The following is a 16,322-nucleotide window of genomic DNA, read 5'->3' as shown; positions in this document are numbered from 1 at the left end:
CGGGTTCCGACAGGCGGCGGCAGTGGTCAGCTCTCGACCGTTCCGACCACCGCGATGCAGTCGCCGGCCTTGACGAGGCCGGGGAAATGGCGGGCCGCCAGGATGCCGTCCAGCGCCGCCCGGTATTCGGCCGGCGCCAGCCCCGTGCGGCCGATGGGGTGGATGCGGGCGAGCAGATCGCCCGCCCGCACCGGCTGGCCCAGATCGACGCAGGCCTCTATCAGGCCGCTGTCCTCGGCGAAGCGGAAACAGTCGGCAGACGGCATGTCGAGCCAGCGGCTGGCTTGCACCGCCTGCCCATCCGCCGCTTGGCCGTCCGTCAGGATTCCGGCGTGGCGCAGGACGTTGCGGACGCCGCGCTTGGCGATGGCGATGGTCTCCGCCCGCCCGGTGCCGCCGCCGCCGAGTTCGGTGGTGACGAAGGTCTTGCCCAGCTCCTCCGCCGCCGTGTCGTACATGCCGACCGCGTCGATCTCCAGCATGCGCATGGAAAAGGGCGCGGCGAAGGCGGCCACGGCAGCGAAGCAGCGCGCCTCCTGGTCCTTGTCGGGCAGGATGTGGGCGGCGGCGAAGGGAACGAAGTCCAGCGTCCGGCCGCCGGAATGGATGTCCATCACCAGATCGGCCAGCGGCAGGAGTTCGCGGGCGAAGTAATCGGCGATCTTCTGCGTCACCGTGCCGTCGGGGCGGCCGGGAAAGCTGCGGTTCAGGTTGCCCTTGTCGATGGGGGAGGTTCGGGTTCCCGCCTGGAAGGCCGGATAATTCATCGCCGGAACGATGATGACCCGGCCGGCGACCCGGTCGGCGGTGAGGGTCTGGGCGAGGTCGAACAGGGCGACGGCGCCCTCGTACTCGTCGCCATGGTTGGCGCCGGTCAGCAGGGCGGTCGGCCCGCTGCCGTTGCGCACCACGGTGACCGGGATCATCACAGACCCCCAGGCCGAATCGTCGCGGCTGTAGGGCAGCCGCAGAAATCCGTGCTGCACGCCGTCGCGGTCGAAATCGACCGTCGGGGTTATGGGTGAGGGGGCAAGTGCGGCGGGCGCCATGGTCAGGACTTCACGAACAGCTTGCGCGGCACATTGGCCAGGCATTCGACGCCGGTGTCGGTGATGGCGATGCTCTCGGTGATCTCCAGCCCCATATCCTCCAGCCAAAGGCCGGTCATGAAGTGGAAGGTCATTCCGGGCTGGAGTTCGGTGCGGTCGCCGGGGCGCAGGCTCATGGTGCGCTCGCCCCAGTCCGGCGGATAGCTGAGGCCGATCGGGTAGCCGGTGCGGTTGTCCTTGGTAATGCCGTAGCGCTTCAGCACGGCGAAGAAGGCGTTGGCGATGTCCTCGCAGCTGTTGCCCGGCTTGGCGGCGGCGAGCCCGGCCTCCATTCCCTCCAGTGTCGCCTTCTCGGCATCGAGGAAGACTTGCGTCGGCGTGCCGAGGAAGACGGTGCGCGACAGCGGGCAGTGATAGCGTTTGTAGCAGCCGGCGATCTCGAAGAAGGTGCCCTCGCCCAGCTTCATCGGCCGGTCGTCCCAGGTCAGGTGCGGGGCCGAGGCGTCGGCCCCCGACGGCAGAAGCGGGACGATGGCCGGATAGTCGCCGCCGAAGCCGTCCGCCCCCCCGATGCCCCGAATGCCGGCGTCGTAGATCTCGGCCACGAGGTCGCATTTGCGCATGCCCGGCTCGACGCGCTCGACGATGCGGGCGTGCATCGCCTCGACGATGCGGGCGGCCTTGCGCATGTAGTCGAGTTCCTGCGGGCTCTTCACCGCGCGCTGCCAGTTGACCAGCGCCGTCGCGTTTTGGAAGCGGGCGTTGGGCAGGTGGGTGGTCAGCGATTGGTAGGCGGCGGCGGTGAACCAGTAATTGTCCATCTCGACGCCTATGGACAGCCCGCCCCAGCCGCGATCCGCCAGGATCGTCGACAGCAGATCCATCGGGTGGCGCTCGGTCGATTGCACGTAATGGTCGGGATAGCCGATGATGCTGTCATGGGCCAGATAGGCGGTGCGCCTGGCGCCGTTGGCGTCTTGTCCGCGTCCGTACCAGATCGGCTCGCCGTGCGGCGGCACGATCACGCATTGGTGGACGTAGAAGGACCAGCCGTCATAGCCGGTCAGCCAGGCCATGTTCGACGGATCGGTGACGATCAGCAGCTCGATGCCGGCCTTGTCCATGGCGGCACGGGTCTTGTCGAGCCGGGCGGCATATTCGGCCCGGCTGAAGTTCAGCGTCGGTTCCAGCATGTCGGGGTCTCTCTCGTAAGAGGAGGGATGTTCAGGCGTCGAAGACGGTGCCGGCACCGGCCGCCAGGGCCCGGCCGCGCGCCAGCGTGGCGATGGCGGTGTCCTGCACCCCGGTTCCGGTGAGGTCGCAGACGGTGATGGCATCGGTGGAGGGGCGGCCCGCGGCCTGCCCGGCGATGACGGCGCCCAGTTCGGGAAACTCCCGGTCGGCGGCGACCGTGCCGGCGGCAATCGCGTGATGCAGTTCGCCCAGCCGACGGGTCTGCGTCAGGCGGTCGGCGACATAGAGGTCGGCACGGGACAGGATGGCGGGATCGAGTTCGTTCTTGTGCTCGGCGTCCGACCCCATGGCGGTGACGTGCTGGCCGGGTTCGAGCCAGTCCGCCATCAGGATCGGCTGGTCGGCCGGCGTCGTGGTGACGACGATGTCGGCGCCGGCGACAGCCGCCCTGCTCTCCGTCGCGGCGCGCACGGGGAAGCCCAGCCGCTCCGACAGGCGGGCGGCGGTGGCGGCGGCGCGTTCGGGCTGGCGCGCCCAGAGGCGGGCCTCGCGGATCGGGCGGACCAGGGTCAGCGCCTCCAGCTGCAACGCCGCCTGCACCCCGGCGCCGAAGACGGCGGCGACGGCGCTGTCGGGACGCGACAGGTGTTTGGCGGCGACCGCCCCCGCCGCCGCGGTCCGCACGTCGGTCAGATAGCCGTTGTCGAGAAGCAGGGCCTCGACCAGACCGGTCCGGCTGCTCAGCAGCACCATCAGCCCATTCACGCTGGGCAGGCCCAGCGCCGGGTTGCCGAAGAAGCCGGGGCTGATCTTGATGGCGAAACCGTCGAGACCGGGGACATAGGCGGTCTTGACGTCGACCTCTCCCCCGCTACCGCCGGCAAATTCCGGGATGTCGAGCCGCAGGATCGGCGGCATCGCCACCGGGCGGGTTGCCAGCGCCAGGAAGGCGTCCTCGATGCAGGCGACGGCATCGCGGTCGAGCGGAACGATCCGCCGCAGCTCCGCCTCGGTCAGGATGGTCATGCGGGGCATGGATAAGCTCCGGTGATGATGCGGCGGTGCAGGTCCATGGCGATGTTGCGTCCGGACAGCAGCGCGATTGCCGGGCCGCGCGGCGTCACCTTGCCGGCGAGCAGTGCTGCGATGCCGACGGCGCCGGCGCCTTCGACGATCTCCTGCTCGGCGGAATAGGCGTGTTCGATGCCGGCGGCAATCTCCGCCTCGGTCAGCAGGACCACGTCGTCGAGCAGACTGGCGGCAAGGCGGTGGGTGTGGCGGTTGTCGAGCCCGATGCCGCCGCCGAGCGAATCCGCCAGCGTCTCCAGCTCCTCGACCTGGACCGGGCGTCCGGCCTTCAGGCTGGCATGCATCGCGGCGCCGCGTTCCATCGACACGCCGATCACCCGCAGGCCTGGCCGCAGCGCCTTGGCCGCCAGCGCCACGCCGCCGATCAGGCCGCCGCCCGACAGCGGCACCAGCAGCAGTTCGGCGTCGGGCACCGCCTCGATGATCTCCAGCCCCAGCGTGCCCTGTCCGGCGATGACGTCGGCATGGTCGAAGGGCGGGACGGTGGCGAAGCCCTCCTCGCGGACCAGCCGGTTGACCTCGACCTGTGCGTCGTCCTGGGAGCGGCCGACGATGCGGATCTCGGCCCCCAGCGCCCGGATGCCCTCGATTTTGTTGGCTGGGACCAGCGCCGACATGCAGACGACGCAGCGGACGCCCGCCTGTGCGGCGGCATGGGCGAGCGCCCGGCCATGATTGCCGGTGGAGGCCGCCGCGACCCCCGTCGCCAAGGCCTCGCGCGGCAAGGCCGACAGCGCGTTGGTGGCGCCGCGCAGCTTGAAGCTGCCGGTGGTCTGGCGGGTTTCCAGCTTCAGGAAGACCGGGGCGCCGCAGCGGGCGGTCAGGCTGGGTGAGGCGACGGTCGGCGTCGCCACGATCCGCCCGGCCAGCCGCGCGCGGGCGCGGAAGACGTCCTCCAGGCCGATGCCGTGCCCGCTCATGACCAAGCCTTCCCCGGCAGCGGCAGGGTCATCAGTCGTCCGCCTTCGGGACGAGGCCGGTCGTCGCCGCACAGGCGCAGCGCGGCCCAGGCGGTGGCCTGGTTGCTGGTGACGACGGGACGGCCGATGGCGTCCTCGATCTCGGCGGCGACGCCGGCCGAGCGCAGGGCGGTGCAGGAGATGAACAGCGCCTCGGCGTCCGGCGGCATCGCCTCGATGGCGGCGCGCACCAGACTGGCAGGCGCGATGCGCGCCATCTCGCGGTCGTCGTCCAGCCCGAAGCAGGTGAAGCGCGCGATGTCGAAGCCATGCACGCCGAAATAGGCGGCCATCGGCCGGCTGGTCTGTTCGGTGTAGGGGGTCAGCACGGCGATGCGCTGGGCACCGAACGCCGTCAGGCCGTGCCGGGCGGCGGCGGGTGGCGTGATGACGGGAGCGCCCGGCTTGGCCGAGGCGATGGCCTGCTCGATGGCGTCGTCGCCCATCACGACGCTGGCCGAGGTGCAGGAATAGCAGATGGCGTCGAGCGGCTCGTCAGGCAGGATCAGCGCCGCCCCTTCGGCGAGGCGCGGCTGCATGCGGCGCAGATTCTCCGGCGTCGTCGGGTTGGCGTAGGCGATGCGCGCGGTGTAGATGCCGATGCGGTCGCTGGCGACCATGCGGCGGAAGTCCGGTTCGGTCGTGTGGTCGGTCGCCAGCACGACCAGACCGACGCGCTTTTCGACCGGGCGGTGGTCGAAGGCCAGCGCAGTGGCCGAGCGCAGGATGGGGAGGGAGGACATGGCTCGAAAACTCCGGGATCGGCGTGTCAGCGCGTCGGCGGTCAGCGGGGTGGCCGGAACCGGCGTTCCAGCAGGTGCAGGGCGGGCACGGCGATCAGGCTGATGCACAGGAACAGGACGCCGACCATCGTCATCGGCTCCAGATAGCGGTAATTGCTGTTGGCGACGCCGCGGGCCTCGCTCATCAGTTCGATCACCGTGATGGCGGAGAGCAGCGGAGTTTCCTTGAACATCGCGACGAAATAATTCGCCAGCGCCGGGATCATCGGCGGGATCGCCTGCGGCAGGATGATGTGGCGCCAGGTCTGGTAGGGCGTGAGGTTGCAGGCCTTCGCCGCCTCCCACTGGCCGCGCGGCGTGTTGTCGATGCCGGCGCGGAAGACCTCCGACGTGTAGGTGGCGTAATGGAGGCCCAAGCCCACCACCCCGGCGGTCAGCGGCGACAGCAGCAGTCCCAGCTCCGGCAGCACGTAGAACAGGAAATACAGCTGCACCAGCAGCGGGGTGCCGCGGATGAACTCCACCACGAAGCCGGTGATGCGCGCCACCGGCCGGCTTTTCGAGCGGCGCAGCAGGGCGAAGCCCAGCCCGGCGGCGGCGGCCAGGATGGAGCCGAGCAGGGTGGCCAGCAGCGTGATGCGCAGGCCGTCCAGCAGCATCGGCATGATCTCGCGGACGAACTCCCAATCCCATTCCATGGCTGGTTTCCTTAAGTGCGCAGCCCGTCGAGGCCGCGGGTCATGCGGCGCTCCAGGGCTTTCATGCCGGCCGAGATCAGGCTGGCATAGGCGAAGTAGATGACCAGCACGGTCAGGAAGGGCAGCGTGGTGCTGCCGGTCTGCGAACGGACGACCTGCGCCTGGAAGGTGAGGTCGCTGAGCGAGATCAGCGAGACGACCGAGGTCGCCTTCAGCAGTTCGATGGCGTTGTTGCAGAAGGTCGGCACCATCACCACCGCCGCCTGCGGCAGCAGCACGTGACGCAGGCTCTGCCAGCGCGTCAGGTTCAGGGCGACGCAGGCCTCGTGCTGTTCGCGCCCGATGGACTGCACCGCCGCCCGCACCACCTCTGCGCCATAGGCGCCGACATTCAGCCCGAGCGCCAGCACGCCGGCTTGCAGCGGCGTCAGCGTCACCCCGATCAGCGGCAGGACGAAATAGGCCCAGAAAAGCTGGACGAAGATCGACGTGCCGCGAAAGAACTCGATATAGGCGACCGACAGGGCGCGCACCGTGGAATAGCGCGACAGCCGGCCCAGCCCGGCGAGGAAGGCGGCCGGCAGGGCCAGCGCGCAGCCGAGCACAGTCAGCTTCGCCGTCACCAGCGCGCCGTCCAGCATCAAGCCCAGATAGCCGGCCCAATCAGCCATGAAGCCGAGATCTCCTGCGTTCGGGGAAAAAGCGGAAACGGACGCAGTCGGATGCGCCGAGCCTTCAGATACGCTGAACCGTCAGATCCGCTGTCCGGCAGCGATGATCTTTTTCAGGAAGGCCTGGGTCCGCTCGTGCGTCGGATTGGTGAAGAGCACGTCGGGCGGCCCTTCCTCCACGATGCGGCCGCGGTCGAAGAACAGCACGCGGTCGGCGAAATCGTGGGCGAAGCTCATCTCGTGGGTGACCAGCAACATGGTCATGTCGGTGGTGGACCCCAGCATCCGCATGACGCTCAGCACCTCTTCCACCAGTTCGGGGTCGAGGGCGGAGGTCACTTCGTCGAACAGCATGATCCTCGGTTGCAGCGCCAGGGCGCGGGCGATGGCCACCCGCTGCTTCTGGCCGCCGGACAGCTGGGCCGGCATGGCGCGGGCCTTGTCGGCGAGGCCGACGAGGTCCAGCAGCTCCATCGCCCGGCGTTCGGCATCCGCCTTCCTCACGCCCTTGGTCAGCATCGGCGCCAGCGTGACGTTGTCCAGCACGCATTTGTGCGGGAACAGGTTGAACAGCTGGAACACCATGCCGATCCTGGTCCGCATCCGGTGCAGATGCGCCTCGTCGGCGGGGACCAGACTGCCGTTGCGCTCCATCTGGAACAGATGCTCGCCATCGATGCGGATGGTCCCGCTTTCAATGGTTTCCAGCGTCATCAGCGTCCGCAGGATCGTCGTCTTGCCGGAGCCGGACGGCCCGATCAGCGCCAGCTTCTCACCCGGCCGGACTGAAAAACACAGGTCCTGCAGCACGGTGTGCGAGCCGTAGCGCTTCGTGACCCGGTCGATGTCGATGATTGCGTCGGTCACACCGGTCTTCCCTTGCAATGGTTAGCGACCGTGGATGTGCGCAAACGATGCGGGACCGCTTAAATCATGTCAATCCGGAAAATCAAATCATGACAATTCCGGAGGAGGTAGGCTCGGAACGGTCACATGGCGAGCAGAACCGGCTCCGGGTCGCTGTTCAGCAGATTGACGATCACGCGCAGGCCGGTGTGCAGCTCCGCCTCGGTGGTGGAGCCGATGGAGACGCGCAGCGCGTCGGGGCGCGTTCCGGGACCGATGGCGAAGGCCGAGCCCGGCGCCAGCGCCACCCCCTGATGGCGGGCATGCGACACGAAGGTCGCCTCCGGCCGTCCTTCCCCCAGCGGCAGCCACAGATGCAGCCCCTCGGCATGGCTGCGATGGGGAATGCCCTTCAGGATCTCCGCCGCCAGCGCGTGGCGGCGGTGCAGGGCCTTGCGCTGCCACTCCACCATCTCCATCGCGAATCCGCTCTCGACCCAGCGGGTGGCGATCTCGGCGACGATGGGCGTCGCGATCCAGTTGGTCACCAGATGGCGGTTGGTGACGGCGGCGAGCAGCCGGTCCGGAACCACCAGATAGCCGGTGCGCAGGCCCGGCATCACCGTCTTAGTGAAGCTGGTGACGTAGAGGGTCCGTTCCGGCGCCAGGGCCGCCAGCGGCGGGCGCCGGTCGCTCAGCAAGGGTCCGAGCGGGTCGTTCTCCACGATGGAGAGATTGTGCCGTTGGGCCAGCCGCGCGATCTCCCTCCGCCGGTCCTCGCCCATGTGGGTCGCGGTGGCGTTGATCGGATTCGGCATGACGAACAGGGCCTTGGCCGTGCCGTCGCGGCAGGCGGCATCGAGGGCGTCGGGCCGGATCCCGTCCTCGTCGATGGCGGCGCCGCGCAGCTTGATGCCGAGATAGGAGGCGAGCGGCAGCAGGGTATGGTGCCCGACCTCCTCCGTCACCACGGTCGATCCGGGAGGGGCGGCGGCCATCAGGGCGATGGTCATGCCGGCGGTGGCGCCGTTGGTCAGGGTGACGTTCGCCGCCGTCGTCTCCACCCCGCACCGGCGCAGCCAGGACACCGCCGTCGCCCGGTGGCGGGCGAACAGGGTGTTGGGACGGAAGGACAGCACCACGGCCGGCGGCAGGCTGGCGGCAAGCTCCACCAGCGCCCCCCGCATCGCCTCCACATGCAGAGGCTCGCACACCGGCTTCAGGATCGACAGGTCGATCACCTCGTCGGTGCGTTGCGGGATGTAGGGCGGATCGACCTCGGTCTGGACGGCGCGGATGAAGGTGCCGCGCCCGGTCTCCCCGCTGATCAGACCGCGCCGGATCAGCTCCTCGTAGGCGCGGCTGACGGTCTGGACGGAAATGCCCAATTCGTCGGCGAGCTGCCGGTGGGTGGGCAGCTGGTCGCCGACCGCCAGTTGGCCTTGCACGATCGCCCGCTGCACCTGATCGGCCAGCGAGAGATAGACGGGCCTGCTCAAAGCCGATGCATCGGGGTGCCACTTTGTCATGCAACATTTCTGCTGGAAATCACCACATTTGACAATGGCGGAAAGCGCGGACATCGTCGGGTCGTCATTTTCCAGAGGCGTCCCGCCCCATGCCCGACCTGAAGCTCGATTCCATCGACCTGCGCATCCTTTCGGAAATCCAGCGGGACGGCCGCATCACCAAGCTGGCTCTGGCCGACAGGGTGGGGCTGTCGCCGACGCCGTGCTGGGTGCGGCTGCGCCGGCTGGAGGAGGCCGGCATCGTCGTCGGCTATCACGCGCGGCTGGCGCTGCGGCAGGTGACGCCCTTCGCGATGGCGCTGGTCGAGGTGACGCTGGGCAGCCACCGGCAGGTCGATTTCGACCGCTTCGAACGGGCGGTCAAGGCCGAGCCCGGCATCGTCTCCTGCTGGTCGGTCGGCGGCGGGGTCGATTATGTCCTGCGGGTGGTGGCGCGCGACGTGGATGCCTATCAGCGGATCATCGACCGGCTGCTGGACGGCGACGCCGGGATCGACCGCTATTTCACCTACATCGTCACACGGACGGTGAAGGACGATGCGGCGATGCCGCTGGAGGCGCTGATGGAGGAGCCGGGCGGGTCCGTCCCACCCTGATAGAGACTTTCTCTTTCTGCCCACCTTGGGAAAGAGACACTCTCCGCCACGCAGGCCCAGTTCGGACACAGTCTCCACCGCATCCCCGCTAGACTCCGGAATACCGGCGCTTCGGCGCTGCCCCCCTTATTCCGGAGGTGTCCATGACCGCGCAGCTGTCCCGCCTGGACCGTCACGACGCCGTCGGCCGCCTGAGCGACCGCCGGTTGCTGCGTGAACTCGCCTATGTCGGCGGACGCTGGACCGCGGCACCGGACGGCTCCACCTTCGCGGTGACCGACCCGGCCAGCGGGCGGACCCTCGCCCAGGTCGCGGCGCTGGACGCCGCCCAGGCGACCGCCGCCGTCACCGCCGCTTTCACTGCCTTCCCGGCCTGGAGCGCCCGGCTGCCCCAGGACCGCGCCGCCCGGCTGCGCGACTGGTTCGACCGCATCGCCGCGGCCAGGGAGGATCTGGCCCTGCTGATGACCTTGGAGCAGGGCAAGCCGCTCGCCGAAGCGCGGGGGGAGATCGACTACGCCGCCTCCTTCGTCGAATGGTACGCGGAGGAAGCCAAGCGGGTGGGCGTCGAGGGCATCGCAAGCCATCTGCCCGGCGCCGAAATGCTGCTGCGGCGGGAGGCGCTGGGCGTGGTCGGCATGGCGACGCCGTGGAACTTCCCGTCGGCCATGCTGACGCGCAAGGCGGCGGCGGCGCTGGCCGCCGGCTGCACCGTGGTGGCGCATGCGTCGTCCGAGACGCCGCTGTCGGCGCTGGCTTTGGCGGAACTGGCGGAGCGGGCGGGCATCCCCGCCGGCGTGTTCAACGTCCTGACCGGCGATCCGGAGCCGCTCGTCGGCGCGCTGTGCGACGACGCCCGCGTCCGTGCCATGAGCTTCACCGGTTCCACCGAAATCGGCAGCCGCATCGCCGCGCGCTGCGCCCCGACCATGAAGCGGCTGGTGATGGAGCTGGGCGGCCATGCGCCTCTGCTGGTCTTCGCCGACGCCGATCTGCAACGGGCTGTGGACATCGCCATCGACGCGAAGTTCGCCACCTCCGGCCAGGACTGCCTCGCCGCCAACCGTATCTATGTGCAGCGCCCGCTCTATGACAGCTTCTGCGCCGCCTTCACCGCCCGCAGTGCCGCGCTGCGCGTCGGGCCGGGGCTGGAACCGGAGGTGCAGATCGGCCCGCTGATGAACGGCCGGGCGGTCGACAAATGCGCCCGCCATGTCCGCGACGCGCTCGACCGCGGCGCCCGCTGCCTGACCGGCGGCGAGGTCCATCCCGCCGGCCCGCTGTTCTACCGTCCGACCGTGCTGGCCGACGTGGCGCCGGACTCGCTGATCCTGCGCGAGGAGACCTTCGGCCCGGTCGCCGCGATCCTGCCCTTCGATGACGAGGCGGAGGCGGTGGCCCGCGCCAACGACACCGACTACGGCCTCGTCGCCTATCTGGTGACCCGTGACTCCGGCCGGATCCTCCGCCTGTCGCGGGCGCTGCACTACGGCATGGTGGCGGTCAACCGGGTGAAGATCACCGGCGCGCCGGTTCCCTTCGGCGGGGTCAAGCAATCCGGCCTTGGCCGCGAAGGCTCGCGCCATGGGATGGAGGCCTTCACCGAGCTGAAATACGTCTGCCTCGACGCCGCCTGACCCCGCCGCCTGAAGCGAATTTCTTATCGGGAAAGAAACGCCATGACCGACCTGACCAACGAGCTGACCGCCTGGGACCGCGACCATTTCTTCCACCCGTCGACCCACATGGCGGCGCATGCCCGCGGCGACACGCCGACCCGCGTCGTCACCGGCGGCGACGGCGTCTACATCACCGACCGTGACGGCAAGCGCAGCCTGGACGCCTTCGCCGGCCTCTATTGCGTCAATGTCGGCTATGGCCGCCGCGAGATCGCCGACGCCATCGCCGAGCAGGCCGGCAAGCTCGCCTATTATCACGCCTATGTCGGGCATGGCAGCGAACCGTCGATCACGCTGGCCAAGATGATCGTCGACCGGGCGCCCGCCGGGATGTCGCGCGTCTATTTCGGCCTGTCGGGATCGGACGCGAACGAGACCAACATCAAGCTGGTCTGGTATTACAACAACATCCTCGGCCGGCCCGAGAAGAAGAAGATCATCTCGCGCTGGCGCGGCTATCACGGGTCGGGGGTGATGACCGGCAGCCTGACCGGGCTGGAGCTGTTCCACAAGGCCTTCGACCTGCCGCGCCCGCCGGTGCTGCACACCGAAGCCCCCTATTACTTCCGCCGGGCCGACCGCAGCATGAGCGAGGAGCAGTTCTCCCAGCACTGCGCCGACCGGCTGGAGGCGCTGATCCAGGCGGAGGGGCCGGAGACGATCGCCGCCTTCATCGGCGAACCGGTGCTGGGCACCGGCGGCATCGTTCCGCCGCCCGCCGGCTATTGGGAGAAGATCCAGGCCGTCCTGGACAAGCACGACATCCTGCTGATCGCCGACGAGGTGGTGACCGGGTTCGGCCGGCTCGGCAGCATGTTCGGCTCCGACCATTACGGCATCAAGCCCGACCTCATCACCATCGCCAAGGGCTTGACCTCCGCCTATGCGCCGCTGTCGGGGGTGATCGTCGGCGACCGGGTTTGGAAGGTGCTGGAGCAGGGCTCCGACCAGCTCGGCCCCATCGGCCATGGCTGGACCTATTCGGCCCATCCGCTCTGCGCCGCCGCCGGGGTGGCGAATCTGGAGCTGATCGACACGCTCGATCTGGTGACCAACGCGCGCGAGACCGGGGGCTATTTCCGCGCGGCGCTGACCGACGCGCTGGGCGGGCATCCGATGGTCGGCGAGGTGCGCGGCGAGGGCATGCTGGCGGCGGTGGAGTTCGTCGCCGACCGGGACGAGCGCCGCTTCTTCCCCGCCGAGGCGAAGGTCGGGCCGCGCCTGTCCGCAGCACTTCTGGAGCGGGGAGTCATCGCCCGCGCCATGCCCCAGGGCGACATCCTCGGCTTCGCCCCGCCGCTCTGCCTGACGCGGGAGGAGGCCGACATCGTGGTGGCGGCGACGGCCAGGGCGGTGAAGGCGGTCGCGGCCGAGCTCTGAACGCCGAACTCTGAACGGGGCTCCGTCAGTGCGCCGGTAACAGCCTAGCGGGGCTGATCGGCGTGGTGACGCGAGGCTGACTGCCCGGTGAACCGCTCGACGCAGGCCGAGAGGCTCGCCAGGGTGGTCTCGTGGTAGACCCAGGGACCGAGCCCCGCACGCACGACGGTGATTTCCCGGCGATCCCCATGGTCGGTGATTGTCGCCGTGAAGCCGTCGACCGCGACACTCTGCTGTGAACAGGTCATTTGGACGCCCTCCTCGACATCATGCCGCAGGGTGGACCGCCGCACTTAACGAGACATGAACATATGGCAGTATGTGACCGCCTACCCACAAATAGCCCAGTCTGTCGGCTCGCCGAATGATCGCTCAACCGGCGGGTCAGGCCGGCGGGTCAGGCCACCCGCATCCGGTCGGCGTCGATGTTGAGCGTGTCGAGCCAGGTCGGATCCAGCTTCGGAACCGACGAGAACAGCAGTTTCGAATAGGGGTGCTGCGGCTGCTGCCGGTTGGCGGGGATGATGGTCTCCACCGTCTGTCCGCGATACATCACGACGATCTCGTCGCAGATCGCCTCGATCACCGACAGGTCATGGCTGATGAAGACATAGGACAGGCCAAGCTCGCGTTGCAGTTCCTTCAGCAGGTCGATGACCGCCGCAGCAACGACGGTGTCGAGGGCCGAGGTGATCTCGTCGCACAGGATCAGCTTCGGCTCGGCGGCGAGCGCACGGGCGAAGTTCACCCGCTGCTTCTGGCCGCCCGACAATTCGGCCGGACGGCGGTGGCGCAGGGCGCGGGGCAGACGGACCATGTCCAGCAGCGCATCGACCCGCGTATCGCGGGCCTTGCCGCGCAGGCCGTGATAGAAGGTCAGCGGACGGCCGAGGATGTCCTCGATGGACTTGGCCGGATTGAGCGCGGTGTCGGCGTGCTGGAAGACGATCTGCAGGTCACGAAGCTGGTCGTGGCTGCGCTGGCGGGCGCTGTGCCACAGCTCCTTGCCATTGAACTGGATGTCGCCCTTGCAGGCCGGCAGGATCCCGGCGATGGCGCGTGCCAAGGTCGATTTCCCGCAGCCGGACTCCCCGATGATGCCGAGGTTGGTGCCCCGCTTCACCTGCAGGCTCACCCCCTTGACGGCGAGAACCAGCGGCTGCCCGTTCGACTGCGGCGGGCCGTAGCCGGCGCTCAGCGTGTTGATCTCCAGCAGCGGAGCGCCGCTGTCGGCGGCGGGCAGCGCCTCGCGCCCACCGGTGTCGGGGTGGAAGGCGTGCAGCAATTCCTGGGTGTAGGGGTGGGTCGGGCGCGTCAGGATGTCGTGGACGCTGCCGGTTTCCTGCACCGCGCCGTTGCGCAGCACCATGATGCGGTCGGCGATCTGGGCGACCACGGCCAGATCGTGGGAGACATAGACGCAGGCGATCCGGTGCTGGGCGGTTACCGCCTTGAAGGCGCGCAGGACCTCCACCTGGGTGGTGACGTCCAACGCCGTCGTCGGCTCGTCGAAGATCACCACCTTGGGATCGCCGATCAGCGCCATCGCCGCCGCCAGCCGTTGCAGCTGGCCGCCCGACACCTGATGCGGGTAACGGTCGCCGATGCTGTCGGGATTGGGCAGGGACAGGGCGCGGAACAGGGCGACCGCCCGGCGGCGGGCCTCGTCCGGCGGCATCAGGCGATGGATCCGCGTCACCTCAATGACCTGCTCCATGATGGTCGAGGCCGGGTTGAAGGCGGCGGCGGCACTCTGCGGCACATAGGCCACGGTGGTGCCGCGCAGGGCGGCCCGCTCCTTTTCCGGCAGCGTCACCATGTCATGGCCGTCGACCTTAACCGTTCCGCCGGAAATCCGGCAGCCCGGACGGGCGTAGCCGAGCAGCGTCATGGCGGCGGTGGTCTTGCCGGAGCCGCTTTCGCCGATGAAGGCGACGGTCTCGCCGGCGGCGATGTCCAGGTCGATGCCCTTCAGGATCTGGATCCAGCGGCCGGAATCGGTGGTGGCCTCGACCGTCAGGCCGCGGATTTCGACAAGGTTCGTCATCAGGAAGCACTCCGGTCCCGGATCTTCTGCGGAAGATTGTCGATCAGCAGATTGACGCTGATGGTCAGGGTGGCGATGGCCAGCGACGGCACGATCACCGCCGGTGCCGCGAAGGGCAGGCCGCCGATGTTCTCGCGCACCAGCGCCCCCCAGTCGGCATAGGGCGGCTGGACGCCCAGCCCCAGGAAGGACAGGCCCGACAGCAGCAGGACGATGAAGACGAAGCGCAGGCCGAGGTCGGCCAGCACCGGGCCGATGATGTTGGGCAGAATTTCCGATGCGATCAGATAGGGCAGCCTTTCGCCCCGGATGCGGGCGACCATGATGAAATCCATCGTGTCGATGTTGATCGCCAGCGCCCGGCTGAAGCGGTAGGCGCCGGGGACATAGATCACCGACAGGGTCAGGATCAGCACGGGGATGGAGGAGCCCACCGCCGCCACCACCATCAGGCCGAACAGCTTGCTGGGGATGGAGTTCATGGCGTCGAGGATGCGGCTGACCACCATGTCCACCGGCCCGCGCAGCACCGCCGAGGTCATGCCCAGCACCACGCCGGTGAAGCAGGCGATGGACACCGCGGCCAGCGAGATGCCGACGGTGTAGCGGGCGCCGTAGATGATGCGGGACAGCATGTCACGGCCGAGATAATCCGACCCCAGCCACAGGCCGGGCCGCATCGGGCCGAAATAATCGAGGTCGATCATCTCGCCCACCGAATGGGGCGTGATGTAGGGGGCGAACAGGGCGACCAGCGCCCAGAACAGGACGACGGAGAAGGCGGCGAGGCCGACCAGATTGATCCGGTAGCCCGACCACGCCGCCAGCGAGCCGGTGGAAGAATGTGTCTTCATCGGAGCCTCGGGTTCGACAGGATGGCGACGATGTCGGCGGTGGTGATCAGGATCAGATACCCGAAGCAGAAGATCATCGCGCAGGACTGGATCAGCGGCAGGTCGCGGGTGGACACCGCATCGACCATCAGCTTGGCGATCCCCGGATAGTTGAAGATCGTCTCGACGATGATCACGCCGCCCAGCAGATAGGAGAGCGACAGCGCCACCGCGTTGGAAATGGGCCCCAGCGCGTTGGGCAGGGCGTGGCGCAGGACCATGCGGGGGCGCGACGCCCCTTTCAGCAGCGCCATCTCGACATAGGGCGTGTTCAGCGTCTCGATCACGGCGGCCCTGGTCATGCGGATCATCTGCGCCGACACACCGAAGGTCAGGGTGATGACCGGCATGGCGTAAGCCCGCAGCAGACCGGAAAAGCTGTCGACGTTGTAGGTGAAGGACAGGGCCGGCAGCCATTTCAGGTAAACGGCGAACACCAGAACGGCCAGGGTCGCCAGCACGAATTCCGGCACCGAGATGACGCCGATGGTGGCGATGGTGACGATGCGGTCATAGAGCGTGCGCCGCCACATGGCGGCGGTGATGCCCAGCGTCAGCGCCAGCGGCACCGAAACCAGGGTGGTCAGCCCGGCCAGCTTCAGGGTGTTGGCGAGCCGGCCGGAGATCAGCGCGGCCACCGGCATATGGTTGGCGTAGGAGGTGCCGAGATCGCCCTGGAACAGGCCGCCGATCCAGTAGACGAAGCGCAGCAGGGCCGGCTCGTCGAGATGCATGGCCGTGCGCAGGCCGGCGACGGCTTCCGGCGTCGCCGCCTGCCCCAGCAGGATGGTCGCCGTATCGCCGGGCAGCAGGGTGGTGGCGAAGAACACGGCGAAGGACACGATCGTCAGCGTGACCAGTGCGATGAGCAGCCGACCAAGGATGAGGGACGGAACGCGTGATGTCATGCTTGGCCTCCGCAAGGCGAGGCGCCCCCGGAGGGGTTGCC

General features: G+C 68.6%; 16 protein-coding genes. 3 read left to right on the top strand and 13 right to left on the bottom strand.

All coding sequences use genetic code 11. From position 1 onward, the window contains the following. Positions 1 to 26: 26 nt before the first annotated feature. From doeB to ABNQ40_RS32775, 9 genes are all read right to left on the bottom strand, one after another. Positions 27 to 1,049: a N(2)-acetyl-L-2,4-diaminobutanoate deacetylase DoeB gene (gene doeB, locus ABNQ40_RS32815; RefSeq protein ID WP_109050219.1), complete on the bottom strand. Its 1,023-nt coding sequence runs from the start codon at positions 1,047 to 1,049 to the stop codon at positions 27 to 29. 2 nt (positions 1,050 to 1,051) lie between these two features. Beyond that, entirely contained in the window at positions 1,052 to 2,239 is a 1,188-nt protein-coding gene (gene doeA, locus ABNQ40_RS32810) for an ectoine hydrolase DoeA (RefSeq protein WP_109490973.1), read from the bottom strand. Between the two features lie 34 nt (positions 2,240 to 2,273). Continuing rightward, on the bottom strand, positions 2,274 to 3,278 hold the full coding sequence (gene eutC, locus ABNQ40_RS32805; protein ID WP_109050220.1) for an ectoine utilization protein EutC: 1,005 nt from the start codon (positions 3,276 to 3,278) through the stop codon (positions 2,274 to 2,276). Further along, on the bottom strand, positions 3,266 to 4,252 hold the full coding sequence (gene eutB / locus ABNQ40_RS32800; protein WP_109050221.1) for a hydroxyectoine utilization dehydratase EutB: 987 nt from the start codon (positions 4,250 to 4,252) through the stop codon (positions 3,266 to 3,268). Before eutB ends, eutC begins: the two co-directional genes overlap by 13 nt. Next, a complete protein-coding gene (gene eutA, locus ABNQ40_RS32795) occupies positions 4,249 to 5,034 on the bottom strand; it encodes an ectoine utilization protein EutA (RefSeq protein WP_109050222.1) in 786 nt (261 codons plus the stop codon). Before eutA ends, eutB begins: the two co-directional genes overlap by 4 nt. A gap of 41 nt (positions 5,035 to 5,075) precedes the next feature. Then, positions 5,076 to 5,732 (bottom strand): ectoine/hydroxyectoine ABC transporter permease subunit EhuD, encoded by a 657-nt coding sequence (gene ehuD / locus ABNQ40_RS32790; protein ID WP_098734882.1) that lies wholly within the window; start codon positions 5,730 to 5,732, stop codon positions 5,076 to 5,078. 11 nt (positions 5,733 to 5,743) lie between these two features. Then, complete coding sequence (gene ehuC / locus ABNQ40_RS32785) at positions 5,744 to 6,403, bottom strand: ectoine/hydroxyectoine ABC transporter permease subunit EhuC (RefSeq protein WP_109050223.1); 660 nt, start codon at positions 6,401 to 6,403, stop codon at positions 5,744 to 5,746. Between the two features lie 81 nt (positions 6,404 to 6,484). After that, positions 6,485 to 7,270 carry an ectoine/hydroxyectoine ABC transporter ATP-binding protein EhuA gene (gene ehuA, locus ABNQ40_RS32780; protein ID WP_109050224.1) on the bottom strand — a complete coding sequence of 262 codons (786 nt, stop codon included), beginning with the start codon at positions 7,268 to 7,270 and terminating at the stop codon, positions 6,485 to 6,487. Between the two features lie 122 nt (positions 7,271 to 7,392). After that, positions 7,393 to 8,778 carry a PLP-dependent aminotransferase family protein gene (locus ABNQ40_RS32775; RefSeq protein WP_109050225.1) on the bottom strand — a complete coding sequence of 462 codons (1,386 nt, stop codon included), beginning with the start codon at positions 8,776 to 8,778 and terminating at the stop codon, positions 7,393 to 7,395. Positions 8,779 to 8,867: 89 nt separating this feature from the next. Between ABNQ40_RS32775 and ABNQ40_RS32770 the strand changes: the two genes are divergently transcribed. The 3 genes from ABNQ40_RS32770 to ABNQ40_RS32760 all read left to right on the top strand — a co-directional run bounded on the left by ABNQ40_RS32770 (position 8,868) and on the right by ABNQ40_RS32760 (position 12,433). Beyond that, positions 8,868 to 9,374, top strand: coding sequence for an Lrp/AsnC family transcriptional regulator (locus ABNQ40_RS32770; RefSeq protein WP_109050226.1), 507 nt, complete (start codon positions 8,868 to 8,870; stop codon positions 9,372 to 9,374). Positions 9,375 to 9,517: 143 nt separating this feature from the next. Continuing rightward, on the top strand, positions 9,518 to 11,011 hold the full coding sequence (locus ABNQ40_RS32765) for an NAD-dependent succinate-semialdehyde dehydrogenase (protein WP_109050227.1): 1,494 nt from the start codon (positions 9,518 to 9,520) through the stop codon (positions 11,009 to 11,011). Between the two features lie 42 nt (positions 11,012 to 11,053). Beyond that, positions 11,054 to 12,433: an aspartate aminotransferase family protein gene (locus tag ABNQ40_RS32760; protein WP_109050228.1), complete on the top strand. Its 1,380-nt coding sequence runs from the start codon at positions 11,054 to 11,056 to the stop codon at positions 12,431 to 12,433. Between the two features lie 44 nt (positions 12,434 to 12,477). Here the strand turns inward: ABNQ40_RS32760 and ABNQ40_RS32755 are convergent, their stop codons facing one another. From ABNQ40_RS32755 to ABNQ40_RS32740, 4 genes are all read right to left on the bottom strand, one after another. Further along, positions 12,478 to 12,681, bottom strand: coding sequence for a hypothetical protein (locus tag ABNQ40_RS32755; protein ID WP_109050229.1), 204 nt, complete (start codon positions 12,679 to 12,681; stop codon positions 12,478 to 12,480). Between the two features lie 149 nt (positions 12,682 to 12,830). Then, positions 12,831 to 14,480, bottom strand: coding sequence for an ABC transporter ATP-binding protein (locus ABNQ40_RS32750; RefSeq protein ID WP_109050230.1), 1,650 nt, complete (start codon positions 14,478 to 14,480; stop codon positions 12,831 to 12,833). Then, the gene (locus ABNQ40_RS32745) at positions 14,480 to 15,334 is read right to left on the bottom strand and encodes an ABC transporter permease (protein ID WP_098734890.1); all 855 of its coding nucleotides are present in this window, start codon (positions 15,332 to 15,334) and stop codon (positions 14,480 to 14,482) included. Before ABNQ40_RS32745 ends, ABNQ40_RS32750 begins: the two co-directional genes overlap by 1 nt. Next, complete coding sequence (locus ABNQ40_RS32740) at positions 15,331 to 16,281, bottom strand: ABC transporter permease (protein ID WP_109050231.1); 951 nt, start codon at positions 16,279 to 16,281, stop codon at positions 15,331 to 15,333. The genes ABNQ40_RS32745 and ABNQ40_RS32740 overlap by 4 nt, the downstream gene beginning before the upstream one ends. Positions 16,282 to 16,322: the final 41 nt, after the last annotated feature.

The sequence above is a fragment of the Azospirillum sp. A23 genome, assembly GCF_042938965.1.
Lineage (GTDB): Bacteria > Pseudomonadota > Alphaproteobacteria > Azospirillales > Azospirillaceae > Azospirillum > Azospirillum melinis.
This window is presented reverse-complemented; position numbering and strand designations above follow the sequence as displayed.